This is a genomic window from Kitasatospora sp. NPDC048239, from assembly GCF_043202015.1.
Taxonomy (GTDB): domain Bacteria; phylum Actinomycetota; class Actinomycetes; order Streptomycetales; family Streptomycetaceae; genus Kitasatospora.
The window spans coordinates 509363-532680 of the sequence record NZ_JBICZP010000004.1; the positions used below are offsets into that span (position 1 = coordinate 509363).

The 23318-nt window shown below is 74.3% G+C and carries 22 protein-coding genes; 10 read left to right on the plus strand and 12 right to left on the minus strand.

Annotation, left to right across the window (positions count from 1 at the left end):
• Positions 1–105 precede the first annotated feature (105 nt).
• Positions 106–489 carry a bleomycin resistance protein gene (locus tag ACGFZP_RS13915; protein ID WP_392931901.1) on the minus strand — a complete coding sequence of 128 codons (384 nt, stop codon included), beginning with the start codon at positions 487–489 and terminating at the stop codon, positions 106–108.
• A 152-nt stretch (positions 490–641) separates the two neighbouring features.
• On the opposite strand from ACGFZP_RS13915, the gene ACGFZP_RS13920 reads away from it, so the two are divergent.
• Positions 642–1724, plus strand: a complete 1083-nt coding sequence (locus ACGFZP_RS13920) for an enoyl-CoA hydratase/isomerase family protein (protein WP_392931902.1) — start codon at positions 642–644, stop codon at positions 1722–1724.
• A gap of 224 nt (positions 1725–1948) precedes the next feature.
• Positions 1949–2728: an enoyl-CoA hydratase gene (locus tag ACGFZP_RS13925; RefSeq protein WP_392931904.1), complete on the plus strand. Its 780-nt coding sequence runs from the start codon at positions 1949–1951 to the stop codon at positions 2726–2728.
• A 104-nt stretch (positions 2729–2832) separates the two neighbouring features.
• Here the strand turns inward: ACGFZP_RS13925 and ACGFZP_RS13930 are convergent, their stop codons facing one another.
• Entirely contained in the window at positions 2833–4647 is a 1815-nt protein-coding gene (locus ACGFZP_RS13930; protein WP_392931906.1) for an NAD-binding protein, read from the minus strand.
• Positions 4648–4835: 188 nt separating this feature from the next.
• On the opposite strand from ACGFZP_RS13930, the gene ACGFZP_RS13935 reads away from it, so the two are divergent.
• Complete coding sequence (locus tag ACGFZP_RS13935) at positions 4836–5435, plus strand: HdeD family acid-resistance protein (protein WP_392931907.1); 600 nt, start codon at positions 4836–4838, stop codon at positions 5433–5435.
• Between the two features lie 67 nt (positions 5436–5502).
• Here the strand turns inward: ACGFZP_RS13935 and ACGFZP_RS13940 are convergent, their stop codons facing one another.
• From ACGFZP_RS13940 to ACGFZP_RS13950, 3 genes are all read right to left on the minus strand, one after another.
• Entirely contained in the window at positions 5503–6153 is a 651-nt protein-coding gene (locus tag ACGFZP_RS13940; RefSeq protein ID WP_392931909.1) for a DUF6461 domain-containing protein, read from the minus strand.
• A 66-nt stretch (positions 6154–6219) separates the two neighbouring features.
• Entirely contained in the window at positions 6220–7680 is a 1461-nt protein-coding gene (locus ACGFZP_RS13945) for a CoA transferase (protein ID WP_392931911.1), read from the minus strand.
• 21 nt (positions 7681–7701) lie between these two features.
• A complete protein-coding gene (locus tag ACGFZP_RS13950; RefSeq protein WP_392931913.1) occupies positions 7702–8331 on the minus strand; it encodes a LysE family translocator in 630 nt (209 codons plus the stop codon).
• Between the two features lie 119 nt (positions 8332–8450).
• Between ACGFZP_RS13950 and ACGFZP_RS13955 the strand changes: the two genes are divergently transcribed.
• A complete protein-coding gene (locus tag ACGFZP_RS13955) occupies positions 8451–8909 on the plus strand; it encodes an Lrp/AsnC family transcriptional regulator (protein ID WP_392931914.1) in 459 nt (152 codons plus the stop codon).
• Between the two features lie 54 nt (positions 8910–8963).
• Here the strand turns inward: ACGFZP_RS13955 and ACGFZP_RS13960 are convergent, their stop codons facing one another.
• Positions 8964–10235 (minus strand): cytochrome P450, encoded by a 1272-nt coding sequence (locus ACGFZP_RS13960; protein WP_392931916.1) that lies wholly within the window; start codon positions 10233–10235, stop codon positions 8964–8966.
• A gap of 196 nt (positions 10236–10431) precedes the next feature.
• Positions 10432–11754 carry an ATP-binding protein gene (locus tag ACGFZP_RS13965; RefSeq protein WP_392931918.1) on the minus strand — a complete coding sequence of 441 codons (1323 nt, stop codon included), beginning with the start codon at positions 11752–11754 and terminating at the stop codon, positions 10432–10434.
• A gap of 357 nt (positions 11755–12111) precedes the next feature.
• Here ACGFZP_RS13965 and ACGFZP_RS13970 point away from each other — a divergent pair, with 357 nt between their 5' ends.
• Positions 12112–12999: a hypothetical protein gene (locus ACGFZP_RS13970; protein WP_392931919.1), complete on the plus strand. Its 888-nt coding sequence runs from the start codon at positions 12112–12114 to the stop codon at positions 12997–12999.
• Between the two features lie 249 nt (positions 13000–13248).
• Here the strand turns inward: ACGFZP_RS13970 and ACGFZP_RS13975 are convergent, their stop codons facing one another.
• Positions 13249–13578, minus strand: coding sequence for a zf-HC2 domain-containing protein (locus ACGFZP_RS13975; RefSeq protein WP_392931921.1), 330 nt, complete (start codon positions 13576–13578; stop codon positions 13249–13251).
• 55 nt (positions 13579–13633) lie between these two features.
• Here ACGFZP_RS13975 and ACGFZP_RS13980 point away from each other — a divergent pair, with 55 nt between their 5' ends.
• On the plus strand, positions 13634–14224 hold the full coding sequence (locus ACGFZP_RS13980; protein WP_392931923.1) for a sigma-70 family RNA polymerase sigma factor: 591 nt from the start codon (positions 13634–13636) through the stop codon (positions 14222–14224).
• Positions 14225–14372: 148 nt separating this feature from the next.
• Here ACGFZP_RS13980 and ACGFZP_RS13985 read toward each other — a convergent pair whose 3' ends face one another.
• Positions 14373–15032 (minus strand): NADPH-dependent F420 reductase, encoded by a 660-nt coding sequence (locus ACGFZP_RS13985; protein WP_392931925.1) that lies wholly within the window; start codon positions 15030–15032, stop codon positions 14373–14375.
• Positions 15033–15327: 295 nt separating this feature from the next.
• On the opposite strand from ACGFZP_RS13985, the gene ACGFZP_RS13990 reads away from it, so the two are divergent.
• The 3 genes from ACGFZP_RS13990 (at position 15328) to ACGFZP_RS14000 (ending at position 19267) form a co-directional block, all read left to right on the plus strand.
• Complete coding sequence (locus ACGFZP_RS13990) at positions 15328–16752, plus strand: MFS transporter (RefSeq protein WP_392931926.1); 1425 nt, start codon at positions 15328–15330, stop codon at positions 16750–16752.
• An 82-nt stretch (positions 16753–16834) separates the two neighbouring features.
• Positions 16835–18169 (plus strand): cytochrome P450, encoded by a 1335-nt coding sequence (locus tag ACGFZP_RS13995; protein WP_392931928.1) that lies wholly within the window; start codon positions 16835–16837, stop codon positions 18167–18169.
• Between the two features lie 105 nt (positions 18170–18274).
• The gene (locus ACGFZP_RS14000; RefSeq protein ID WP_392931930.1) at positions 18275–19267 is read left to right on the plus strand and encodes an L-tyrosine/L-tryptophan isonitrile synthase family protein; all 993 of its coding nucleotides are present in this window, start codon (positions 18275–18277) and stop codon (positions 19265–19267) included.
• On the opposite strand, the gene ACGFZP_RS14005 is transcribed toward ACGFZP_RS14000, so the two are convergent.
• From ACGFZP_RS14005 to ACGFZP_RS14015, 3 genes are read right to left on the minus strand one after another with little or no spacing between them, the layout of a single operon-like run.
• A complete protein-coding gene (locus tag ACGFZP_RS14005) occupies positions 19252–20061 on the minus strand; it encodes an ABC transporter ATP-binding protein (protein ID WP_392931932.1) in 810 nt (269 codons plus the stop codon). The genes ACGFZP_RS14000 and ACGFZP_RS14005 overlap by 16 nt on opposite strands.
• A complete protein-coding gene (locus ACGFZP_RS14010; protein ID WP_392931933.1) occupies positions 20058–21140 on the minus strand; it encodes a FecCD family ABC transporter permease in 1083 nt (360 codons plus the stop codon). Before ACGFZP_RS14010 ends, ACGFZP_RS14005 begins: the two co-directional genes overlap by 4 nt.
• A gap of 3 nt (positions 21141–21143) precedes the next feature.
• Complete coding sequence (locus tag ACGFZP_RS14015) at positions 21144–22229, minus strand: ABC transporter substrate-binding protein (RefSeq protein WP_392931935.1); 1086 nt, start codon at positions 22227–22229, stop codon at positions 21144–21146.
• 164 nt (positions 22230–22393) lie between these two features.
• Here ACGFZP_RS14015 and ACGFZP_RS14020 point away from each other — a divergent pair, with 164 nt between their 5' ends.
• Positions 22394–23233 (plus strand): helical backbone metal receptor, encoded by an 840-nt coding sequence (locus tag ACGFZP_RS14020; RefSeq protein WP_392931937.1) that lies wholly within the window; start codon positions 22394–22396, stop codon positions 23231–23233.
• Positions 23234–23318: the final 85 nt, after the last annotated feature.

The following is a 23318-nucleotide window of genomic DNA, read 5'->3' on the forward strand; positions in this document are numbered from 1 at the left end:
CCGAAGGGCGGCGCCGGAGAACGGCGCCGCCCTTCCGCACGGGCCCGGCGGCCCGCCCGGTCCCGCCCCCGGCGGTGGCACGCCGGGGCGGTCAGGGCGCGGTGATCAGGTCGCGGAGGGGAGCGGGCTGCCGATCCGCAGCAGGTTGCCGCTGCGGTCGACGAGGGCGAACTCGCGCATCCGGTAGTCGGTGTCGACCGGCGGCTGCAGCCGGCTGCCCGTCGCCCGGTCGCCCGGTACGCCGATCCGGGCCCACTCGCGGTGGAGGGCGTCCGCATCCGCGACATGCACGTAGCAACTGCCCGCCGTGGCCAGCGGATCCACCTCGGGGTGGTGCCGGAAGTGCAGCTCCACCGTCCCCCGGACCATGATCAGGTAGCCGTACTGCTCCGGTGACGCGCCTCGCTGCTCGAAGCCGAGGCGGGCGTAGAACTCGAGCGTCTCACCCAGCTCGCGGCTGGGCAGGATGGGCACCGCGTACTCGTCCATGCGGCACACCGTAGCGCCCCGCTCCGACACCGGCGCCCGCGCCGGGCCCGGGTCTGGGATCCCGTGGCGGGACACGGCCGGACAGCGCCGGACACGGCCTAGTAGCGTGTCACGCGGATCTTCAGGGCGGACGAAGGACGGGAGCGGGCCCGATGAGCGCAGAGGTGCGGGTATTCACGGAGGGCCGGGTCGGGCGGATCGTGCTCGATCGGCCGAGGGCGCTCAACTCGCTGACCCACGGCATGATCGGCGCCGTTCGCGCGGCGCTGGACGGCTGGGCGGCCGACGACGCCGTCGACGTGGTGGTGCTGACCGGTGAGGGCGAGCGCGGGCTCTGTGCGGGTGCGGACATCCGCGCCATCCACGACGACGCCAAGGCGGGCGGAGCCGGGTCGCGGGCCTTCTTCCGGGACGAGTACGAGCTCAACGCGCTGATCGGCCGCTACCCGAAGCCGTACGTCGCGGTGATGGACGGCATCACGATGGGCGGCGGTGTCGGCCTCTCCGCGCACGGCGCGGTGCGGATCGTCACCGAGCGCTCCGTCGTGGCGATGCCGGAGACCCGGATCGGCCTGGTGCCGGACGTCGGCGGGAGCCGTCTGCTCGCCCGCGCGCCGGGCGAGGCGGGCACCCACCTCGGGCTCACCTCGGCGTCGATGGGCCCCGGCGACGCGCTGTTCTGCGGCTTCGCCGACCACTTCGTCCCCTCGGCCGCCGTCCCGGCCCTGCTGGCGGACCTGGCCGCGCTCGACCTGACGGCCGGGGCGGACGCGGCAGGCGCAGCAGATGTGGCAGCGGCGGTCGCCCGGGCCGTGGCCGCCCACGCCCGACCCGCACCGCCCGCGGCCCTCGCCGGGCAGCGGGACTGGATCGACGCCTGCTACTCCGCCGACACCGTGGAGGAGATCGTCGAACGGCTGCTCGCCAGCGGCGTCCAGGAGGCCAAGGAGGCGGCCGGCCAGCTCCTCGGCAACTCGCCGACCGCCGTCAAGGTGACCCTCGCCGCCCTCCGCCGCGCCCGCGACCTGACCTCCCTGGAGGCGGTCCTCGACCAGGAGTACCGCATCTCCTGCGCCGCCCTGGCCGCCCCCGACCTAGTGGAGGGCATCCGCGCCCAGGTCGTCGACAAGGACCGCAGCCCGCGCTGGTCCCCCGCCACCCTGGCCGACGTGACGGCCGAGGACGTCGCCCGATTCCTCGCGCCGCGCGAGGGCGACGAGCTCGGCCTGGCCTGACGCCGGATCGGGCCTGACCCCGGATCGGGCCTGACCCCGGGCCGACCGGACCGGCACCCGGGACCAGCAGCCGGGACCGGGTGCGACACGCGCCCGGAGCCGGGGGCCTCCCCGTGATGACCGTCTCGCATGGCAAGACTGGCGCGAGGCGGTCCGTGTCGGAGATCGTTGGGTGGTCAGGGCGCCCGGCGTGGCGCCGAGCAGCGGAATGGGAGTCAATGGCGATGACCGAGACCTACGAGACCATCCTCGTCGAGCGCAAGGGCCGGGTCGGGCTGATCACCCTGAACCGCCCGAAGGCGCTGAACGCGCTCAACACGCAGCTGATGAACGAGGTGGTCGCGGCGGCCACCGCGTTCGACCGGGATCCGGAGATCGGCTGTCTGGTGATCACGGGCTCGGAGAAGGCCTTCGCGGCCGGGGCGGACATCAAGGAGATGCAGGGGAACAACTTCCCCGCCGTCTACCTGGACGACTGGCTGGGCCCGTGGGACCGCCTCGGCGAGCTGCGCAAGCCGGTGGTCGCGGCGGTGGCCGGCTTCGCGCTCGGCGGCGGCTGCGAGCTGGCCATGCTGTGCGACATCCTGCTCGCCGCCGACACCGCGAAGTTCGGGCAGCCGGAGATCAAGCTCGGTGTCATCCCGGGCATCGGCGGCTCGCAGCGCCTGACCCGGGCGGTCGGCAAGGCCAAGGCGATGGAGCTGTGCCTGACCGGCCGGATGATGGGCGCCGAGGAGGCCGAGCGGGCCGGCCTGGTCTCCCGGATCGTCCCGGCGGACCAGCTGCTGGCCGAGGCGCTGGCCACCGCCGAGACGGTCGCGGGGATGTCCGCCCCCGCCGCCATCATGATGAAGGAGAGCGTCAACCGGGCCTTCGAGACCACGCTCGCCGAGGGTGTCCGGTTCGAACGGCGGCTGTTCCACGCCACGTTCGCCACCAGCGACCAGAAGGAGGGCATGGCGGCCTTCGCCGAGAAGCGCCCGCCGTCCTTCAACCACCGCTGATCGAAGCGCCCTTGGGCAGGCAGCCGGCGGGCACGTGACCTCGAACCGGCAGCCAGCCGAGGCCAGCCCGCCCGGACTGGCGGCCGGTTCCGGCCGGTCGGCCGTCAGTCCTCGCTGACCATCGCGGTGTTCAGCCGGGCGAGCCCGCTACGGGTGGCGGCGACCACGATCCGGTCGCCCGGTGCCAGGCCCCTGGTCCGGTCGGCGTAGTTCCACAGGTGGACGGCGGGGTTGGCGGCCAGCCGGACGGCGACCACCCGCACCCCGCCCGGGTCCTCGATGTCGTGCCGGTTCATGCCGACCAGGCCGCCGCCCTCCTCGGCCCGCAGTTCGGCGATCAGCAGGACGTGCCGGAACACCGCGAGCGTGCCCAGGACTTCACGCCCCATCAGGGCGGCGGCGAAGGCGGGCGCGGCCAGGTAGGACACCGAGCGGGACGCCGCGTTGTCCAGCGTGGCGTACAGGTGGCCGGCGAAGTTGTCGTCGAAGATCCTTACCACCACCCGCACTTCGGGCTTTCCGGCGCGGGCCTCCAGTGCGGCCTCCAGGTTGGTGGCGTCGTCGCCGCTGACCGCCACCAGGGCCCGGCTGTGCTTGAGCCGGGCCCTGCGCAGCTGGTCCTCCAGCGGGCCGTCGCCGACCACCACCGGAATGCCGAGGGCCCGCAGGGCGGCGATGCCGCGCGCCTGGGGGTCGCGTTCCAGGCCGACCACCGGTACGCCGAGGCCGTGCAGTTGGGTGGCGACCCGGGTGCCGACGTTGCCGAGGCCAACCACGATGACGTGGTCCCGGGTGCCGGCGCCGGGGTTCCGGGGCTGGCCGCGCCGGCCGGAGCCCAGCACCTCGACCATGATCGCGGTGGCGACCGGCGCGAAGGTGATCCCGCAGAAGGTGATCACCACCTGGGCGACCCGCTGCCAGGTGCCGCCCGTCCCGGTGGCGCCGGCCGCGCCGCCCGGCTGGTCGGGCTGGGCCGCGCCGGCCAGGTCCAGCAGGGAGACGTAGAGCGACCAGCCGAAGTCCCGGTTGAGGTACCAGAGCAGGCCGAAGGCGAGGAGCACGGCGGCGAGCGCGGTGATCAGCACCAGTCGCAGCCGGGCGCTGGTGAAGAAGCGCAGGGTGTCGAGCAGCCGCCAGCGCACGCGGCGCAGCCAGGCGATCCGGACGACGGGTTCGCTCGGCAGCGCCTGGAGGGCGGCCACCCCGCCGGTCTCCGCCGGGTCGGGCTCGGGCTCCGGGTCGGGCCGGGCGCCGCCGGGGCGGATCGGGCCGCCGTCGCCGAACTCCCCGGCCAGCCGGACGAAGGAGGCTGAGTCGGTCTCCTGGTCCGGGAGCAGGCGGATCCGGCTGAGGTCCTGGCGGTCGATGTGGTCGGCGACCACGCAGATCCGGCCGGAGTCGATGTCGTCGTCGAAGGCGATGTGCAGGAAGCGGTCGCCGACCTGGACGGCGTTGGGGCGGGACAGCGCGGCGGCGGCGAGGGCGGGCGCGGCGGTGGCGGAGCCGGAGAGCGCGGCACCGTTCTTCAGCAGCCCTTCGATGTTCTCGCCGAGGCGCTGGTTGAACATCCGCAGCACGATCCGGATGCCGGGGTTGTGGCCCTGGGCGCTGAGCGCGGTGTGGATGTTCTCCTGGTCGCTGCCGTCGACCAGGGCGAGGCCGCGCGCGGTCTCGACCCGGACGGCGCGCAGCGCCTCCTCGGTGACGCTGCTGTACTCGACCACGGCGGCGACGCCGGGCAGCTGCTCGATCCGCGGGGCGTGGTCGCGTGTGCGGTCCGGGACGAGCACCACCACCGGGACTTCGTAGTGCTCGACCAGTTCGACGACCAGCCGGTGGGCGAGCGCGTTGCCGCCGCACACGATGTAGTGCTGGCTGATCGGCTCGACCGGAGGGGTCCCCCACCCTTCAGAAGTCATATTGCCGGATGGTATCGACGCGAGGTGATCGGGAGGTGTCGTTCCGGTGACTGAGGGGCAATCAGTTCGGGTGCCACCAGCCCGGGGGGCGTCCCCCGAACGGCGGTATCCGGCGCGCGGGGCGGCCCGGCCGCGACGACCATGAGGAACGCCCCCTGCCCGTCACGAGTCGCCAGGAGTACGCCGCCGTGGTCTCCCCGATCATCACCCCCAACGGTTCCCCGGTCCCCGGGCCGCTCGGAATGCTCGCCAAGGCCGCCTGGCAGGTGCTGCTGGTCGCCGGGCTCGCCTCACTCGCCCTCGGGATCATCGTGTTCGTCTGGCCGAAGCAGACGCTCACGGTGGTGGGCGTGCTGTTCGGCCTCTACCTGCTGATCATCGGGATCATGCAGCTGGTCGCGGCGTTCGGCACGCACGCCAGCACCGCACTGCGGGTGCTGGCCTTCATCAGCGGCACGATCTGCGTGCTGCTCGGGCTGCTCTGCTTCCGCAGCGCCGTGCAGTCGCTGCTGCTGCTGGCGATCTGGATCGGCATCGGCTGGCTGTTCCGGGGCATCACCCAGCTCGCCGCCGCGGCCTCCGACCCGGACATGCCGGCCCGTGGCTGGCAGGCCTTCGCCGGTGTGGCCAACACGCTGGCCGGCGTGCTGCTGATGGTCTGGCCGGTCGGCTCGATCACCGCGCTGACCGTCCTGGCCGGGTGCTGGCTGCTGATCCTCGGCCTGATCGAGATCGTGACGGCCTTCCAGGTCCGCGGCCGGGCGAAGCAGATCCCGGCGGGTGTCTGACCGCGGGCCCGGGGGGCACCCCCGGCCGTGAGGTGCCTACGGGCGGGGGCTTCCTACGGCCGGACGCCTACGGCCGGGGGGCGTAACCGAGCGTGAACTCCGCCTCCCGCAGGCGCTCCGGGGTCAGCCGCAGACCGGTGAGCGCCTCGCCCAGCGCGAAGGCCGCCTCGGTGGTCAGCGCGATGTCGCGCTCGTCCTCCCCGCGGAGGTCGAACCCCGCCTGTGCCAGCAGCGCCGCCAGCTCCGGCGCCTGCGCGTCGGTGCCGTCCCGCTGCGTGGGGAAGAGCGGCTCGAAGTTCAGCCGGTTCCGCTCCCCCTCCCACCAGTGGAAGTGGTCCGCCGCGTTGACGTTGCGCTGGTGCGCGACCAGCCGGGTGCCGTCGGCGAGCCCCGGCAGCAGCTCCCAGGTGATCCCGAGGTAGCCGTTCACCTCGACCGCCACCGCCCAGCCGTCGAGTTCGGTGACGGCGACGACCATGAGGTCCTCGTCCTCGCGCCCGCGGAGCGCCTCGTCCTCGTCGAGGTCGCCGTCCTCGTACGACTCCCAGGCGCGCAGCACCTCCAGGCCGCCGGTGACCGGCCGGCCGGGGACGGCCCCGAAGCGGCGCAGCAGCTCCCCGGCCGATATCCCCTCCACCATGGTCAGGCAGTACGCCTCGATGATCGGGGCGTACTCCGTGCTGTCGATCCAGGTGTAGTCGGTCGCGTGTGCGGTCATGCCGCAGATGCTGCCACCCCGGTCTGACATCCGGTCCGGCGGTCGGCTGGTCGGCTGGTCAGCCGGTCAGCTCCAGAGCGGCCGGTCCGTACCCCAGCGACCCGGCGGGCGGGACCAGTCCGCGGGGCCGCCCCGGTAGGAGACCGGCGGGAGGGCGTAGCGCAGCCGGCCGTACGCGGAGTCGGTCTCGGCGAGCCGGAGCCCGGCGTCGTACGGCTCGTCCTTCGACGGCTCACCACCCGGCGATCCGACGAGCGATCCGGCGGGTTCGATGTCGTACATCAGCCAGGACGCCGTTCCGGCGAGCGAGAACCTCAGGTGGCGGCCGCCGGGCCGCCCGGTGCGCTGGTCCGTGAGGGCACGCAGGACCCCGGCGGCGAGCAGGTAGCCGGTGCCGTGGTCGAGGGCCTGGGCGGGCAGGACGCCGGGGCGGCCGTCGGCGTCGGCCAGGGTGGCGGCGATGCCGACACCGGCCTGGACCAGGCTGTCGAAGCCCCGGCGCGCGGCCCACGGACCGGTCCAGCCCCAGGCGCAGAGCTGGGCCACGACCAGGCCGGGGCGGCGTTCGAGCAGGGCTTCGGGGGCGAGGCCGAAGCCGTCGAGGGCGCCGGGGCGGTAGCCGGTGACGACGACGTCGGCGGTGGCCAGCAGGTCCTCGAAGGCGGCCCGGTCGGCGGGTCCGGTGAGGTCGAGGCGGGTGGAGCGCTTGCCGAAGCCGGTGTCGGCGTGGGCGTCCTCGGCCTCGGGCAGGCGGGGCGGGTCGACCCGCAGCACGTCCGCGCCGAGCAGGGCGAGGGTGCGGGTGGCGACCGGCCCGGCGATCACCCGGGTGAGGTCGAGGACCCGGACGCCGGCGGCGGGCAGGGCGGCGGCCGCGAGCGGGCGGGCCGGTGCCTCGCCGACCACCCGGGACTCCGCCAGCGGGTGCCGGACCCCGGGGGCCGGGGGTGCGACGGCGACGGCCAGCGCCCCCGCCTCGTAAGCGCGTTCCTGGATCCACTCGGCGGGTTGCTCGCGCAGCGTCCTGCCGAGCTGATCGGCCTCCGTGTCGGCGGGCAGCCCGAGGGCGGTGAGCAGCCGGACCCGGTGGTGCGGGTAGTTGGCGTGGGTGCGGACCCAGCCGTCGGCGGTCTGCCAGAAGCCGGAGAGCGGGGCGAAGCTGACCGGTGTGCGGCCGTCGATCTGCAGGTGGCGCTCGCTCACGAAGGCGGTGGCCACGGCTCCCTGGTCCACCCGGACCTCCGCCACCGCACCCGGCTCGCCGCCCGCCTGCGGGTCGGCGCCGCCACCCGCCCCGGGCCCGCCCGCCCGCAGTGCGGCCAGTTCGGCGGCGGCCAGCGAGCAGGCGGCGACCGTCGCCCGGGCGAGGCGGCGCACCGGCAGCGGGGAGGGCAGCACGGCGTCGGGGCCGTGGAAGGAGACCCGGTCCAGCAGGTCGGGCCGGCCGCCGAGGGCCGCCCAGGCCTGGGCGGTGGGCTGGTCGGCCGCGGGGGCCGGGTCGACCGAGGGCATCGAACGCTCTGTCATGTGCGCATTCTGCTCCTGATCTCAGGCGCTCGCCGTGACCCCCGCCACCAGCATCAGCAGCACCGCCGAGACGACGGTCATCCGGCGGGCCGCCTGCGGGGTGCCGCCGAACCGCCCGCCGAGCCGCCCGCTGGCGTGCGCGACCAGTCCGTAGACGACGGCGCAGGCCAGGACGTTGAGCGAGCCGAGGGCGAGCACCTGGCCACCGACCGGCAGCCGGGCCGCGGGGTCGACGAACTGCGGTACCAGGGAGAGGTAGAGCAGCAGGCCCTTGGGGTTGAGCAGGGCGGTGAGCATGCTCTGGCGCAGCACGGTGGCGGTGGGCTGCGCACGCGGCGCGGCCAGCGCGGTGGCGGCGCCGCCGCGGCGCAGCGCGAGCAGCATCGTCACGGCCAGCACCAGCAGGTACAGGGCGCCGACGATCCGCAGTGCGGGCAGGGCCGCGGGGACGGCGCGCAGCGCGGCGGCGAGGCCGGCGCTGGAGAGCAGGGTGTGCACGGCGTAGCCGGCGCAGACGCCGCCGACGGCGATGAGGGCGGAGCGCCGGCCCTGGCCGAGGCCGCGGGCGGCGATGTAGAGCCAGTCCGGACCGGGGGTGCAGACCAGCAGCAGGTCGACCCCCAGGAAGAGGAGGAGGGCGTGCGTATCCATGGGTGGTGACCTGTCGTGTTCGCGCAGAGGGTTCTGGTTACTGAAGGTAGCCGGACCGGACTGGCAGCCGATGGCCACTTCGGGCTGCCCCGCGCCCGGTTTTGGCAGAATGTTGCGCTATGGACCGCATCGACCGCAGAATCCTCCACGAGCTCCAGCAGGACGGCCGCCTGACCAACGCGGAGCTGGCCGCCAGGGTCTCCCTCACTCCCTCGCCCTGTCTGCGCCGGGTCCGGCAGCTCGAACAGGACGGGGTGATCCGCGGCTACCGGGCGCTGCTGGACGGCGCCGCGCTGGGGCGCGGCTTCCAGCCCTTCGTGACGATCACGATGCGGCACGAGGACCGGGAGACGGTGGCGGAGTTCGAGCGCCGGGTGGCCGGGCTGCCGGAGGTGGTGGAGGCGCACCGGCTGTTCGGCGAGCCGGACTACCTGCTGCGGATCGCGGTGGCCGACATCGCCGCGTACGAGCGGTTCATCACCGACGTGCTGTCGGGGCTGCCGGGGATCGCCCAGGTCAACTCGCACCTGACGATGAAGCGGGTGAAGGCCGACCACGGCATCCCGACGGGCGGCTGACGGCCCCGGCGCGGCCCGGATCCGGCCGCTCGGGCCGACGGGTGGCCGGAGGCGTCAGTAGCCGAACCGCAGCGCCCGCACCCGGTGGTCGAAGTTGGAGGGGATCAGCTCCGGCTCACCGAGCGAGTGCACCTCGGGCAGCCGGGTGAACAGCTCCCGGTAGAGCACCTTCATCTCCTGCCGGGCGAGGTGCGCGCCCAGGCAGTAGTGCGGCCCGCCGCCGCCGAAGCCGAGGTGGGGGTTGGGGCTGCGGGTGATGTCGAAGGCGTCCGGGTCGGTGAACACCGCCTCGTCCCGGTTGGCCGAGCCGAAGAACAGCACCACCTTCTCGCCCGCCCGCAGCAGCGTGCCGCCGGGGCCGCCGAGCTCGTGGTCGGTGGCCAGGGTGCGGCGGAACTGGATGATCGGGGTGGAGTGCCGGACGATCTCGTCGACCGCGCCGCCGAGGTGGCGGTCGAGGTCGCCGAGCAGCAGGGCGCGCTGCTCGGGGTGGGCGGTGAGCAGGTGCAGGCCGTGGGCGAGCGCGTTGCGGGTGGTCTCGACGCCGGCGACCAGCAGCAGGGAGAAGAAGGCGCCGAGCTCCCGCCCGGTCAGCCGGCGGCCGTCGACGTCGGCGGTGACGAGGGCGGAGACGAGGTCGTCGGTGGGCCGGCGGCGGCGTTCGCGGCCGAGCTCGGCGACCATGCCCTGCATCCGGGCCAGCGCGCGCAGCCCGCGCCCGGGGATCCGGATCCGGCTGCGCAGCGGGCGGGCGACACCGGTGTGCTCGGAGGCGTGGTTGACCTGGTCCAGGATGGCGCGGCGGGGCTCCTCGGGGATGCCCATCATGTTGCAGATGACCTGGAAGGGGAGCTCTGCGGCGACGGCGGTGACGAAGTCCGTGGGCCGCTGCTCCACCACCTGGTCGACCAGACGGCCGGCCACCCGGCGGATGTCGTCCTCGGCCCGGGCGAGCAGGCGCGGGGTGAACGCCTTGGAGACGATCCGGCGCAGCTGGGCGTGCCGGGGGTCGTCGAGGTTGACCATCGAGTCGCCGAACAGCAGCCGGACCCAGCGCGCGGGTTCGGGGGTGGTGACGCCTGGTCCGCTGAGGAAGACGGCTGGGGTCCGGCTGGCCTCGACCACGTCGGCGTGCCGGACCAGTGCGTGGAAGCCCCGGCCGGGGCCCTTGGCCGTCGGGTCGCCGAAGAAGACCGGTCCGGGCCGGCGGCGCAGTTCGGCGAAGGCGGCGGCGCGGGCGGGCGCGGGCTGCCGCCAGAACAGCGGGTCGGCCAGGTCGGCGGGGGGTCCGGGCTCGGTCACCGTGCCCGTGCCGGGTGTGCCCATACCGGGTCTCCTGTCCTGTCGGCGTTCCCGCCGGGTGTCCTGGCGTTCCCGCCGTGCGTCCTGTCCTCGGCGCCCCCGCCGTGGTCGCGCCATGCGCCCGCGTGGAGTGAGCACCTTGGATGAGCACATTTAGGGAGCACCGACAGGACCGTGTCAAACCGCAACTATCGTCATATGGGAGGACTATGGCTGGTTTTCAGACCCTGGCGTGGGAGGTGATGTCCGCGCCGAACTCCTCGATCATCGCCGGGGTGACGGTCGGCCGGGCCTGCGCGATGGCCGCCAGGTAGTCCGCGGTACCCGCGCCGTCCAGGTCGCCCGCCCGGCCCTCCCGGTCCGCCCGGTCCGCCCGGTCCTCCTGGGCCGCGCCCTCCGACACCGCCAGGTCCCGTTCGAAGGCCGCCTGGGCCGCGACCCGGGCCGCGTGCTCGATGTCCGCCGGGGTGAACAGCTCGCTCGCGCCGACCAGCACGCCGAGGTCCACGTCCGCCCGACCGGCCGCGTAGCGGGACCAGATGGCGGACCGGGCGGCCGCGTCCGGGGTGCCGATCGGGATCAGGTAGTCGAAGCGGCCCGGGCGCAGAAAGGCCGGATCCAGCGAGCGGATCGAGTTGGTCGCGCAGACCAGCAGCCGCTCCTCGCCCTCCCGGAAACCGGGGATCAGCTTCAGCAGCTCGTTGGTGACACCGTGCATGCCGCCGTGCGCGCCCTCGGTGCGGACCGGGGCGATCTCCTCCACCTCGTCGATGAAGACCAGCGCCCGCTCCAGCTGCCCGATCCGGGCGAACGCGTCACGCAGCGCCGCCGCCAGGTTTCCCTCGTCCGCCAGCCGGGACGGCAGCAGCTCCACGAACGGCCAGCCGAGCCGGGAGGCGATCGCCCGGGCGAAGGTGGTCTTGCCGGTGCCGGGCGGCCCGAACAGGGCGATCGCCCGCGGCGGGCGCACCCCGTGCCGGGCCGCCCGCTCCGGTTCGGCGAGCGGTAGCACCACCCGGCGCTCGATCAGGTTCTTCTCCGCCTCCATGCCGGCCACCTTCGCCCACAGGTCGCCGGGCAGCAGTCGCCCGCCCAGCTCCTCCAGCAGCCCGCTCGCGGCGCCCGCCTGCGGCTCGTCCTTCTCGAAGTACGCGGCCGCCGGGCGGCGGGTGTAGCCGGCGTTGTGCAGTCCCTCGCCGAGCAGTTCCTCCTCGGGCAGGACGTAGGCGATCCGGCGGACCCGGCAGGAGACCAGCCGGCGCTCCAGCTCACGCAGCAGCGAACTGGCCAGGCCGCGGCCGCGCCAGGCCGGGGCGATGGCGATCCGCATCACCCAGGCCCGCTCCCCCGCCACACAGGCCAGCGCGGCGCCGATCGGCGCGCCCTGGTGGACGGCGACCACGGCCGGCTGGCGGGAGGTCAGCGCGCTGATGCACTCGGCGAGCGAGAACACCGACTCCTGGCCGAGCTCCGCCGTGGTGTCGATCAAGTGGACCACCGCCGCGAGATCGTCCTCGCGATAGTCGTGAATCAGCCAGTTCACCACTCTGCCGCCTCTCCGTCCTCACCGGCCCATGCCGGCTCATGCCGACCCATGCCGGCACACCGGCCCGACGGCCGTCGGCCGCGCGGTGCCCGAACGCTACGGTCGGGCCCCGCCCGCGGTCGCGCGCCGGAACGGACAACGGCGCCGCCGGCAACCGTACGAACCGCCTCTACCGCGACGGCACCCGGCGGCCACCCGCCGGACGCCCGGCAGGCCCGCCCACGGCGCCCCGACCAGCCCGCGGACCGGGCCCGACCGGGCGGCCGCGCATGCTCTCACGGGAGCGGAACCGGCCAATACCCGAGGGGGAGGTACGGGGTGACACGGGCGGGTGCGACGATGAGTGTCATCGTGATGACCGACCGGATTCGCTCGCTGCGCGCCGCGGTCTTCGCCGCGCTGTGCGTGGCGCTGGCCGCCACGGCGCACGTCGCCATGGGCGGCGCCGGAGTGTCCCCCGCCGTGCTGGCGGGGGCGTTCGGTCTGATCCTCGGCTTCTCCTGGCTGCTCGCGGGCAGGCAGCGCGGCCTCGGTCTGATCAGCCTCTGGATGGTCGCGGCGCAGACCGTGCTGCACCTGGTGTTCCAACAGGCCGGCACGTCGGCCACCGGCGGCGGAGGGCTCGGCCGACTGGCCGGGACGGACTGGGCGGGCCTGCTGCTGTGCAACCCGCAGAGCCTGCCGACCGACCTCTCGCCCGCCGAGCTGGCCCGGATGGCCGGGCTCGACCCGGACACACCGCCGGTGAGCGGCATCCGCGCCATGGCGGGGATGCACCACTCGGCCTCCTCGCTGGGCACGGTGCTGCCGGGCTCGCCGGAGGCCTCCGGGATGTCGGGGATGACAGGCATGTCGGACATGCCTGGGATGCCTGGGATGAACGGGATGCCGGGGGGTTCCCCCGCGGGGTCGCCCCCGCACGGCATGTCCGCGCACGGCATGTCCGCGCACGACATGTCGGCGCACGGCATGTCGGCCGGGATGCTCGCCGCCCACGTGCTCGCCGCCCTCGCCTGCGCGCTGCTGCTCTGGCGCGGCGAGGCGGCGCTGGTCCGGCTGTTCGACCTGCTGGCCGCGCTGGCCGGCGCCCTGCTCCCGATCCTCGTCCTGGCCACGCCCCGCGGCTACCGGCCCCCGGCCGCACCCAGACCGGTCGCCCGGCGCGCCCGGCCGCCCCGGCTGGTGCTGCTCTCGCACGCCCTCGTCCGGCGCGGCCCGCCCTTCCCCGTCCCCGCCTGCTGACGCGCCCGCTCCCGGTCACCGCCCACGGTCACCGCTGTGGCGGGCAGGTCGCCCTGCGCCGCACCGGCTCGAACCGGCCGCGCCGCCAGGGCCCGGGCCCGCGTGCCCGCCGCCGTGTGCGGCGCCGGCCCGCCGCAGCCCCGTCCGATGCCGACGGTGCCGTCCGCAGACTGCACCGCGCCCAGCACTCTCCCGGGACCACTCATGCCTGACTACGACGGCGCACCGGCCTCGCCCGCCGCCACCGTCCTACCGCTCCGGACGGCCGTCACCCGGCCGATCACCGGACGCCCCGCCGGGGCCGCCCGCAGCGCCTCCCGCCGTACCGCGCGCCGCCTCGCCCTCCCGGGCGTCGTCCCCGGTGCGCCGCTCCTCCGCCAGCCGGGCGAGGAGCCCCGCCGACCAGTCCGCCGAGGGTCCGTCCGCCGGACGCAGTCCGCGCAGCCGCTCCGCCCGCTCCAGCCACTCGCGGCAGGCCGGGCACCGCTCCACGTGCCTGTCCAGCCGACGGTCCGGCAGGCCTGCCGGTTCACCGTCGAGGCGGCTGGACAGGGCGGAGCGGAATCGGGCGCATCTCATACGGCCATCGTCCCGCACCCGCAGCCGTCCCTGACCGCCCGGGTGGGAGGCCGTCATGGATGACGACCAGCTGACCGCGCTGGCCCTGGCCGCGCGCGAGGGCCGGGCGGCGGATGTCGAGGCCTTCGTCCGCGAGACCCAGCGGGACGTGTGGCGATTCGTCGCGCACCTCACCGATGTGCAGTCGGCGGACGACCTGGCCCAGGAGACCTTTCTGCGGGCCCTGCGCAGCCTGCCGGGCTTCGCGGGCCGCTCCTCCGCCCGGACGTGGCTGCTGTCCATCGCGCGCCGGACGGTGATCGACCGCTACCGCAGCGCCGCCGCCCGGCCGCGCTGTGCGGCGCTGCCGGACTGGCAGGAGGCGGCCGAGCGGCAGAGCACCCCGCCGGCCGCCGGCTTCGAGGACGGCATCGCCCTCGGCGACCTGCTCGACCGCGTCCCGGCCCAGCGCCGGGAGGCCTTCGTCCTCACCCAGGTGGTGGGGCTGAGCTACGCCGAGGCCGCCGAGGTGGCCGGCTGCCCAGTCGGCACCGTCCGCTCCCGGGTCGCCCGCGCCCGCGAGGAGCTGATAGCCCGGCTGCGTGCCGCGGAGAACGGCGAGGCGCCCGCCGCTTCGGCGTCCGCCGAGCTCGCGGCGGCCTGCTGACGGCGGGCGGCCGGCGCCGGGCTGCTGACGGCTGAACGGGTGGCGGTGCCATGGCGCCGCCACCCGTTCCACCCCGGCCGCCCGCGCCCGGCGTCAGCCGTCAGCGGTCAGCCCGGGTCCGCCGTCCGTACCCGCCGCCAGACAAGCCCTAGCCGCGGAACGCCTCGGGCCGCTCGGGGCTGGCCGAGGCCAGGGCCTTGGTCACCTCGTCCACGCCCGCGCGCAGGCCGTAGACGGGGGTGTCGGGCTGCTGGCGCCAGGACTCGTCGATGCCGCCCGCGTCCACGGTGTCGAAGCCCAGCTCGTCGATCAGGGCGCGCACGACCTGCTTGGCCGCCTCGTCGTCGCCGGCCACCGGCAGCGCGATGCGCTCCGCGTCCCCCTGGGCGCGGGGCCGGTCGAGGATGTCCTCCGCATAGGTGCCGTTGAAGGCCTTGACCACCGGGTGGCCGATCTGCCGCTCCGTCCAGCGGCTCTCGGTCAGCCCCTCCTCGATGTCCGCGATCCGGCCGTCCCGCTGCTGCGGGTAGTAGTTCCCGGTGTCGATCACGGTGACGTTCTCGGCGGCGCCGTCGAACAGCCCCGGCGGCAGGTCCGGCACGTTCTTCAGCGGTACCGTCACCACCACGAGCTGGGCGCCGCGCGCCGCCTCGGCCACGGTGACCGGGGTGGCGCCGGTCTCCTCGGCAAGCGCGGTCAGGGTGTGCGGGCCGCGCGAATTGGCCACGGACACCTCGTGCCCCAGTGCGGTGAGCCGCCGGGTCAGGTTGCCGCCGATGTTCCCCGCACCAATAATGCCGATCTTCATGATGATCCTCTCGGGCCTTCCGCAACCGTGCGTCGCGCCTGGCTGCAACCCCGGGCGGGGCGGGGCTATTTCCGACCCGGCGGGGACATTCGGGCGAGGGCCTGCCCGGCACCGCGGAATTCCGGCCCGCCCACCTTGATCGTGGGCGATCAGGACCGGCCAGGACCGACACGATCCGGCCAACCGGAAAAAATCCTTCAAGTGTTCGGAACTGGCGCCGCCGCGCCTCCGACTGCTGTACCGGACCCCGCCGCCCTGGCGGTGTCCGGCACGGCACGGGGACGGAGGAAGATCCATGGCAGCGCAACAGCCGCTGGCCACCGCTGGACTGACCGGTGATCAGGCACAGCCTGAGGACCGGTGGAGCCTGGTCGTGGCGGCGGGGCTGCTCTCGTTCGTGGCGATGCTCGACATGAACGTCGTCAACCTGGCGCTCCCCGACATCGCGGACAGCTTCCACATCTCCGCCGCCACCGCCCAGTGGGCCGTACTCGGCTACCAACTCCCCTTGGTCGCCCTGCTGCTGCCCGCCGGACGGTGGCTCGACCAGGTCGGCACCCGGTCCGCGCTGCTGCTGGCGGTGAGCTGCTTCGCGTGCTGCAGCGTGCTCGCCTCGCTCGCCCCGTGGGCGAGCTGGCTGATCGCGGCACGACTCGCCCAGGGCGCCTTCGGCGCGGTGCTGTTCGTGCTGATGCCGGTCCTGGCCGCCCGGTCCGTCCGGCCCGAACTGCGCGGACGGGCGATGAGCGTACCCGCCACCCTCGGACCGCTCGGCGCCGTCACCGGACCGGTGATCGGCGGCCTGCTGCTCGACCACACCGGCTGGCGGGCCATCTTCCTGGTCAAGCTGCCGGTCTGCCTGGCCGCCCTGCTGATCGCCCGGCGCCACGCGCCGCTCGGCGGCCGGCTTCGGCTGCCCGACCGGGACTCGCTCGTCGACGCCGGCCTGATCGGCTCGGCGGTGGCCTCCGTGATGCTCGCGCTCACCCTCGCCCCCGACGCGCCCCTCTGGCTGCTGCTCGCCCTGCCCGCCGCCCCGCTCACCGCCTTCTGGCTGCGCCGGCCCGGCGGACGACCCGTCGCGGGCGTGCTGCGCGCCTCCGGGACGGCCGGGGTGAACGCCTCGGTGCTCTGCCTCGCGGCCGGCTTCGCCGCCAACCACTACCTGCTCGCGCAGCACCTGCGCCGGGACGACGGGGACAGCGCCACCACCACCGCGCTGACCATGCTCGCCTTCCCGCTCGGCATGGTGCTCGCCGGCCGCTTCGGCGGACGGCTCGCGGACCGCTGGGGCGCCCGGCCGACCGCGCTCACCGGCGCCGCCGTCACCGCGTTCGGGATGCTGCTGCTCATCCCGCTGGACGGCGACTGGGCGCCGATCGACATCTCCTGGCGGCTCGCGCTCGCCGGGGCCGGCATGGGCCTCAACGGCGGCCCGGTGCAGGCCCTGGTGATGACGGCGTCCCCGCCGGCCCAGATGGCCACGGCCGCCTCCGCCGTCCAGCTCTCCCGCAGCCTCGGCTTCGCCCTCGGACCCGCCCTCGCCACCGCCGCCACCGTGTTCGGCGGCACCGGCGCCTCGGGCAGCCGGGCGGGGCTCGTCCTCGCCACGACCGCCGCCGCGCTGGCCGTGACCCTCCTGACCCTGCACCACCGCACCAACCGCACGACCCGCAAAACCGGCACGACCGGCACGACCGGCGCCTCCGGTTCCCGGTAACCGGGGCGCACCGCACCACCGCACATCGCACCAATGCACCACCGCACATGGCACCGAAGACCCGACCGGAGGAAACACCCGCATGACCGACACCGTCCACGAGCCGACGGCCGGCGATCCGGCCGAAGCCTCCAGCTGCCCATTCGGCTACGACCGACTCCCGGACCCGGTACCGCTGTACGGCCCGGAGTACAAGAGCGACCCCTATCCCCTCTACCAGCGGATGCGCGAGGCCGGCCCGGTCCACCGGGTCAAGTTCCCCAGCGGGATAGCCGCCTGGCTGGTGACCGGCTACAAGGCCGCCCACGAGACCCTCAACGACCCGCGCCTCGGCAAGAACCACTCACTGGGCAACGAGGGTTGGCGCAAGCTCGCCTCGATCATGCCCGAGCCGCAGCACTCCCAGCTCCAGGTCCACCTGCTGCACCAGGACCCGCCGAAGCACACCACGATGCGCAAGCTCGTCCTGGACGCCTTCGCGCCCCGCCGGGTGGAGGCCCTGCGCCCGCGGCTGCAGGAGCTCGCCGACACCCTCGTCGACGAGCTGCCGGAGAGCGGCGACACCGACCTGGTGGCCGGCTTCGCGGCCCACTACCCGTTCCGTGTGCTGGCCGAGACCATCGGCCTGCCCCAGGAGTTGGCCGTCCGCTTCGACCGCGACTGGGGCAAGGTCGTCCAGCCCGTCGGCCCGCAGGACCCGGGCCGTCCGGCCTACGAGGGCCGGCTGCGCGGGCTGCAGACCTACATCGCCGACGTGGTCTCCCACAAGCGCGCGACCTACGACCCGGCCGGGCCCGACGTGGACCTGCTCGGTCGCCTCGTCGCCGCCTGCGACGCGGGCGAGTTGAGCCCCGAGGAGCTCGACTCCATGGTGTTCCAGCTGCTCGTGGCCGGCCAGGAGCCCGTCACCAACCAGATCACCACCATGCTGATCACCCTGCTGCGCAACCCCGAGCAGCTCGCCCGGCTGCGCGACGGCCTCGCCGACGACCCGGGTCTGCTCACCCGAGCGGTGGAGGAACTGCTGCGCTACGACGCCGCGTTCGAGCTCACCACCTGGCGCTTCTTCGCCGAGGACAGCGACCTGCACGGGACGACCGTCCCGGCCGGCGACTCGGTGATCGTCTCGCTCTGCGCCGCCAACCGTGACGGGGAGCAGTTCCCGGACGCCGACGTCCTGGACTTCGACCGCTCCCCCAACGCCCACCTGGCCTTCGGCCACGGCATCCACTACTGCCCCGGCGCCGCCCTGGCCCGGGCCGAACTCCAGATCGCCATCGGCACCCTGGTCACCCGGCTGTCCGGGCTGCGCCCCGCCGACGGGAACGGCCAGGAGCTCGACGCGCTCACCTGGGTGCCCGCCGTCCTGGCCCGCGGGGTCAACCAACTGCCGGTCGCCTACGACAAGCGGGCCTGACCGGCCCCGACACTCCCCGGCACCACCCCCAGCGTCCTGGCAACCAGTGCCAGGGCGTGGCTCTGCCTGCCCTGAAGCCCGCTCACCGTTCCGTGGAGGACCGCCATGCCGCCCGCCGGCACCGTTACCACCGAATCCCAGTCCACCGGCTCCCAGACCGCTGCCGCCGCCGTCGCCCAGGACCCGCAGGCCCTGGAGCGGCTCTGCGCCGACATCCTCGACCTCCTGCTCCCGCACCGCCGGGCCTCCGACCCGGAGGTCGACGCCACACCGGCGGACTTCCCGCTCCAGCTGGAGCAGCTGGCCGACTTCATCACGGCCGGGGACCCGATCCTGTTCACCCTGCCCGGGTTCCCCTGCAAGTCGCCCAACCTCGCCAAGGTGCTCAGCCACCTGCCCGACGAGGGCGAGCGGCTCTCGCTGACCTTCCTCAACCGCCTGTGCGAGGAGATCGGCAAGCTCTACGAGCCCGGCGCGCAGATCCTCATCTGCTCCGACGGTCACATCTTCGGCGACCTCATCCACGTCCCGGACGACCACATCGACCAGTACTCGGACGAGCTCACCGCGATGATCGAGCGCGAGGGCCTCACCCACCTCTCCACCTTCGACCTGCGGGCCGTCCTCGGCGACCTGCCGTTCGACGAGAAGCGGGCCCGGGTGCACGCCCAGTACGCGCCCACCAAGGAGGAGCTGCGCGAGCAGGTCATGACCGACGAGGAGACCCTGCGGCTCTATCGCGGCATCACCCGCTTCCTCACCGAGGACACCTTCGGCTTCGAGGGCACCAAGTCCGCCCTGCAGCGCGACTGCCGCCAGCGCGCCTACGGCGTCATCCAGCGCAGCCGCGCCTGGGGCGACCTGATCGCCGAGCAGCACCCCCGGTCGTTCCGCCTCTCCATCCACCCGCAGAAGGTCGGCGTCCTCAAGTTCGGCATCCGGCTGCTGGAGGCCGCCGACGCGTGGATGACCCCCTGGCACTCCTCGGTGCTCCACCGCCCCGACGGGGAATGGGAGTTGCTGCGCAGCTCGGACGCCGCGAAGGTCGGGCGCCTGGTCGAGCGCAACGGCCGGCCCAGCCACTACGAAACCTCCTGACGCTTCAGCAGGTCTGAGGACGACGCGGGCGTGCGGTGGTCGAAGGCGATCAACGGATCACCGGTGAGCGGATGTTCGACCACCGCCGCCCGCACCCCGAACACCTCGGCGAGCAGCTCCGCCGTCAGCACGTCCCGCGGCACCCCGGACGCCACCAGGGTGCCGCGGTGCAGTACGTGCAGCCGGTCGCAGACCGAGGCCGCCGCGTTGAGGTCGTGCAGCGCGACCAGCGTGGTGCGGCGCTGCTCCCGCAACAGGGCGAGCAGTTCGACCTGGTGGCGGACGTCCAGGTGGTTGGTCGGCTCGTCCAGCACCAGGACGTCCGGCTGCTGGGCGAGCGCCCGGGCCAGCAGGACGCGCTGGCGCTCGCCGCCGGAAAGCTGGGCGAAGCGGCGGCCGGCCGCGTCCGCCATACCGACCCGCTGCAGCGCGTCCGCGACCAGCCGGTGGTCCTCGGCGTCGTCCGCGGCGAACGCCCGCTTGTACGGCGTGCGGCCCATCGCCACCACCTCGAGGACGGTCAACTCGAAGTCCCCGCCGCGCTCCTGCGGCAGGGCCGCGATGTGCCGGGCGGACTCCGCCGGGGTGAGCTCGGCGAGCTCGCGGCCGGCCAGCAGCACCCGCCCGGCGCTCGGCCTCAGGTGCCGGTAGACGGTGCGCAGCAGGCTGGACTTGCCGCTGCCGTTCGGGCCGACGAGTCCGGCGATCTCCCCCTCCTTGGCGACCAGATGGACGCCCGCCACCACCGTCCGGCCGGACAGGGTGACGCTCAGATCCTCGACCGCGATCCTCAATTCCGCTCCAGACGTCGGTCCAGCAGGTAGAGCAGGGTGGGTGCACCGAGCAGGGCGGTGACGACGCCGATCGGCAGCTCCTGGGTGTCCAGGGCGGTGCGGGCGATGGTGTCGACCACCACCAGCAGGACGGCCCCGGTGAGGGCGGACAGCGGCAGCAGCCGCCGGTGGTCGCCGCCGACGAGCAGTCGGCAGACGTGCGGCACCATCAGCCCGACGAATCCGATGGCCCCGGAGACGGCGACCAGGACGCCGGTCAGCACGCTGGTGACGACGAAGACCTCGCGGCGCAGCCTGGTGACGTCGACGCCGAGCCCGGCCGCCGTCTCGTCGCCCATCAGCACGGCGTTGAGCCCCCGGGCGCGGGCCTGGAGCAGGGCCAGTCCGAGGGCCACCGCGACTGCGGGGACGACGAGTTGGCTCCAGACGGCGCCGCCGAGGCTGCCCATCAGCCAGAACAGTACGCCCCTGGTCTGCTGTTCGTCGCTGGTCTGCAGGACCAGGTAGCTGGTGAAGCCGGTGAGGAACTGCCCGATGCCGATGCCGGCCAGTACCAGGCGCAGCGGGGAGAAGCCGCCGCCGCGCCGGGCGAGCACCCAGACCAGGGAGAACGCCCCGAGCGCGCCGAGGAAGGCGGCCAGCGAGATGGTCAGCCCGATCGCGCTGCCGAAGGTCAGCTCCAGGCCGAGCCCGGCACCGAGGACGATCATCGCGACGGCTCCGAGCGAGGCGCCGGAGGAGATGCCCAGCAGGTAGGGGTCGGCGAGCGGGTTCCGTACCAGGGCCTGCACGGCGGTGCCGACCAGGCCGAGACCGGCGCCGACTGTGGCCGCCAGCAGGGCACGGGGGAACCGCAGTTGCCAGATGATGAGGTCCCGGGTGCCGGGCGCGGGGGCCCGGCCGGTGAGCCGGCGGGCGACCACCGACCAGACCTCGCCGGGCGGGATGTCGACCGAGCCGAGGGAGACGGCGGCGGTCAGTGCGAGGAGCAGGGCGACGGCGAGCCCGGCGGCCAGCGGCCCGGCCCGCAGGGTGCGTACCCGGCGGGCCCTCTCGACGGTTGCGGTGGCCGAAGTCACCGGCTACTGCGCGTTCTTGACGAGCGTCGGGTGGATGGTGGCGGCGATCCGCCGAACGGTGTCGGCGTTGCGCACCCCCGCGATGGTGGTCACCTCGGAGCCGATCCGCAGGAAGTGCCCGTCCTGGACGGCCTTGAGCCCCTGGGTCGCGGGGAAGCCCTTCAGGAAGTTCTCGGCCTCCTCGAAGGCCTTGCGGTTCTCCTCCTCACTGCCCCGGTTGCGCACCCCGAGCTGGATCCAGTCCGGGTTCCTGGCGACCACGTCCTCCCAGGAGACCGGCTTGAAGTCGGCGTCGCAGTCGGCGAACACGTTGCGCGCACCGGCCAGGGTGATCACCGCGTTGGCGACCTGCCGGCCGCAGACGGCGATCGGCTGCTTGGTGCCGGCGTCGTAGTCGAAGAACAGGTAGCCGGGCCGCTGGTCGGCGGGGACGGCGGCGGTCGCGGTGCGCACCTCGCCGATCTGCTTCTCCATCCCGGCGACCAGCTCGTCGGCCTTCGCGGCCGTGCCGGTCACCGCGCCGAGCCTGCGGATGTCGTTCTCCACCTCGGCGAGGTCGGTGCGCGGCCCCTTGACGGCCTTCGGCGTGCCGGCGCAGGCGGTGGAGAGCAGGAACACGTGCCTGATGCCGGCCGCCGTGAACTCCTGCTCGCTCGGCGCGTCCCCCACACCGCCCATCGTCATCGCCCCGAAGGCGTCGACGTAGAGGTCGGCGCCGGAGCCGAGCAGCTTCTCCTTCGCGATGCCCATCTGGCCCAGGACCGGCACCTTGGCGCCCTGTTCGGCCACCGCCGACGGCAGCGAGCCCTTGCCCGGCGGGAACCCGGTACCGATCACGCGCTCCCCGGCGCCGAGTTGGAGCAGCATCTCCAGGCCGGCCGCGTTGCTGGTGACGATCCTGCGGGGGGCCGCGGTGATGCTGGTCTCCTTGCCCGCGCAGTCCGCCACCTTCACCGGGTACGCCCCGGCCGCGGCGGCCGGTCCGGCGTCGGCGCTCCCCCCGGCGCCGCTCCCCCCACCGTCGCTCCCGCAGGCCGTGGCGAACAGGGCGACGGCGGCCGCGATACCGTGGAACACGCGAGGGCGCATGAAAGATCTCCTGGTCAATGGTTGTGCTGGGGCCCACCACTACGGACCCGGATCAGATAGTCGGCCGTCATCACCGAAGGGTTCCCGGGAGTTTCGGCATCGGGAGCATCCGGCGATTCGCGCGCCCCCCGGGGAGGTTGCCGACACGCCGTAGGCTTGCGGGCATGGAGCTCCCTCCCGCGCGTGCCGTGCCGCCCCAGGACGACCTGGGGCGTTCCGTCCCGCTCGGCCCGGCCCCCGTCCGGCGGGTGGTCTCGCTCGTGCCGTCGCTGACCGAGGCGGTCGCCGCCACCGCGCCGGGCCTGCTGGTCGGTGCGACCGACTGGTGCAGCCACCCGGCCGACCTCGCCGTCACCCGCGTCGGCGGCACCAAGAATCCCGACGTCCCCCGGATCGCGGCCCTCGCCCCCGACCTGGTGATCGCCAACGCCGAGGAGAACCGCCTCCCCGACCTGGACGCGCTGCGCGCCGCCGGTCTCGCCGTCTGGGTCACCGACATCCGCACCCTCGGCCAGGCGTTCCACTCCCTGCACCGCCTCCTCACCGTGGCCTGCGGCCTGCCCCGCCCGGCCTGGCTCGACGCGTCCGAGGCCGCCTGGCGCGACGTCCGCCCGCTGCCCCTGCCGCTGCGCGCCGTCGTCCCGATCTGGCGCCGCCCCTGGATGGTCCTCGGCGGCGACACCTTCGCCGGCGACCTCCTCCACCGCCTGGGGGTCCCGCTCCTGCACGCCGGCCACCCGGAACGCTACCCCGCCATCGCACTCGCTGAACTGATCGCGCAGGGACCGGAATTGGTGGTCCTCCCGGACGAGCCGTACCGGTTCACGGCGGAGGACGGACCGGAGGCCTTCCCCGGGATCCCGGCCGCTCTGGTCAGCGGCCGCCATCTCACCTGGTACGGCCCCTCGCTGGCCGAGGCGCCGGAGGTACTGGCCGCGCAGCTGCGCCGGGCCACCGCGGCCCGCCCTCCGGCGGGGCCTGCCACCCGCCCACCGATGCGGTGATCGGCCCGTCGTAGGATGCCCCTTTCGCCGGGCCGTCCGGCGACGAACGGGGGTTGGACCACGATGCACGGACGTGCCTCACGAC

What these genes read in the sequence shown, in the direction of transcription:
- ACGFZP_RS13940 (WP_392931909.1), bottom strand. Translation starts at nt 6,153, where the DNA reads ATGACCGCACACGCGACCGACTACACCTGGATCGACAGCACGGAGTAC.
- ACGFZP_RS13990 (WP_392931926.1), top strand. Translation starts at nt 15,328, where the DNA reads ATGGCAGCGCAACAGCCGCTGGCCACCGCTGGACTGACCGGTGATCAG.
- ACGFZP_RS13980 (WP_392931923.1), top strand. Translation starts at nt 13,634, where the DNA reads ATGGATGACGACCAGCTGACCGCGCTGGCCCTGGCCGCGCGCGAGGGC.
- ACGFZP_RS13950 (WP_392931913.1), bottom strand. Translation starts at nt 8,331, where the DNA reads ATGGATACGCACGCCCTCCTCCTCTTCCTGGGGGTCGACCTGCTGCTG.
- ACGFZP_RS13945 (WP_392931911.1), bottom strand. Translation starts at nt 7,680, where the DNA reads ATGACAGAGCGTTCGATGCCCTCGGTCGACCCGGCCCCCGCGGCCGAC.
- ACGFZP_RS13915 (WP_392931901.1), bottom strand. Translation starts at nt 489, where the DNA reads ATGGACGAGTACGCGGTGCCCATCCTGCCCAGCCGCGAGCTGGGTGAG.
- ACGFZP_RS14000 (WP_392931930.1), top strand. Translation starts at nt 18,275, where the DNA reads ATGCCGCCCGCCGGCACCGTTACCACCGAATCCCAGTCCACCGGCTCC.
- ACGFZP_RS13960 (WP_392931916.1), bottom strand. Translation starts at nt 10,235, where the DNA reads ATGGGCACACCCGGCACGGGCACGGTGACCGAGCCCGGACCCCCCGCC.
- ACGFZP_RS13925 (WP_392931904.1), top strand. Translation starts at nt 1,949, where the DNA reads ATGACCGAGACCTACGAGACCATCCTCGTCGAGCGCAAGGGCCGGGTC.
- ACGFZP_RS13975 (WP_392931921.1), bottom strand. Translation starts at nt 13,578, where the DNA reads ATGAGATGCGCCCGATTCCGCTCCGCCCTGTCCAGCCGCCTCGACGGT.
- ACGFZP_RS13955 (WP_392931914.1), top strand. Translation starts at nt 8,451, where the DNA reads ATGGACCGCATCGACCGCAGAATCCTCCACGAGCTCCAGCAGGACGGC.
- ACGFZP_RS13930 (WP_392931906.1), bottom strand. Translation starts at nt 4,647, where the DNA reads ATGACTTCTGAAGGGTGGGGGACCCCTCCGGTCGAGCCGATCAGCCAG.
- ACGFZP_RS13920 (WP_392931902.1), top strand. Translation starts at nt 642, where the DNA reads ATGAGCGCAGAGGTGCGGGTATTCACGGAGGGCCGGGTCGGGCGGATC.
- ACGFZP_RS13970 (WP_392931919.1), top strand. Translation starts at nt 12,112, where the DNA reads ATGACCGACCGGATTCGCTCGCTGCGCGCCGCGGTCTTCGCCGCGCTG.
- ACGFZP_RS14015 (WP_392931935.1), bottom strand. Translation starts at nt 22,229, where the DNA reads ATGCGCCCTCGCGTGTTCCACGGTATCGCGGCCGCCGTCGCCCTGTTC.
- ACGFZP_RS13985 (WP_392931925.1), bottom strand. Translation starts at nt 15,032, where the DNA reads ATGAAGATCGGCATTATTGGTGCGGGGAACATCGGCGGCAACCTGACC.
- ACGFZP_RS13995 (WP_392931928.1), top strand. Translation starts at nt 16,835, where the DNA reads ATGACCGACACCGTCCACGAGCCGACGGCCGGCGATCCGGCCGAAGCC.
- ACGFZP_RS14020 (WP_392931937.1), top strand. Translation starts at nt 22,394, where the DNA reads ATGGAGCTCCCTCCCGCGCGTGCCGTGCCGCCCCAGGACGACCTGGGG.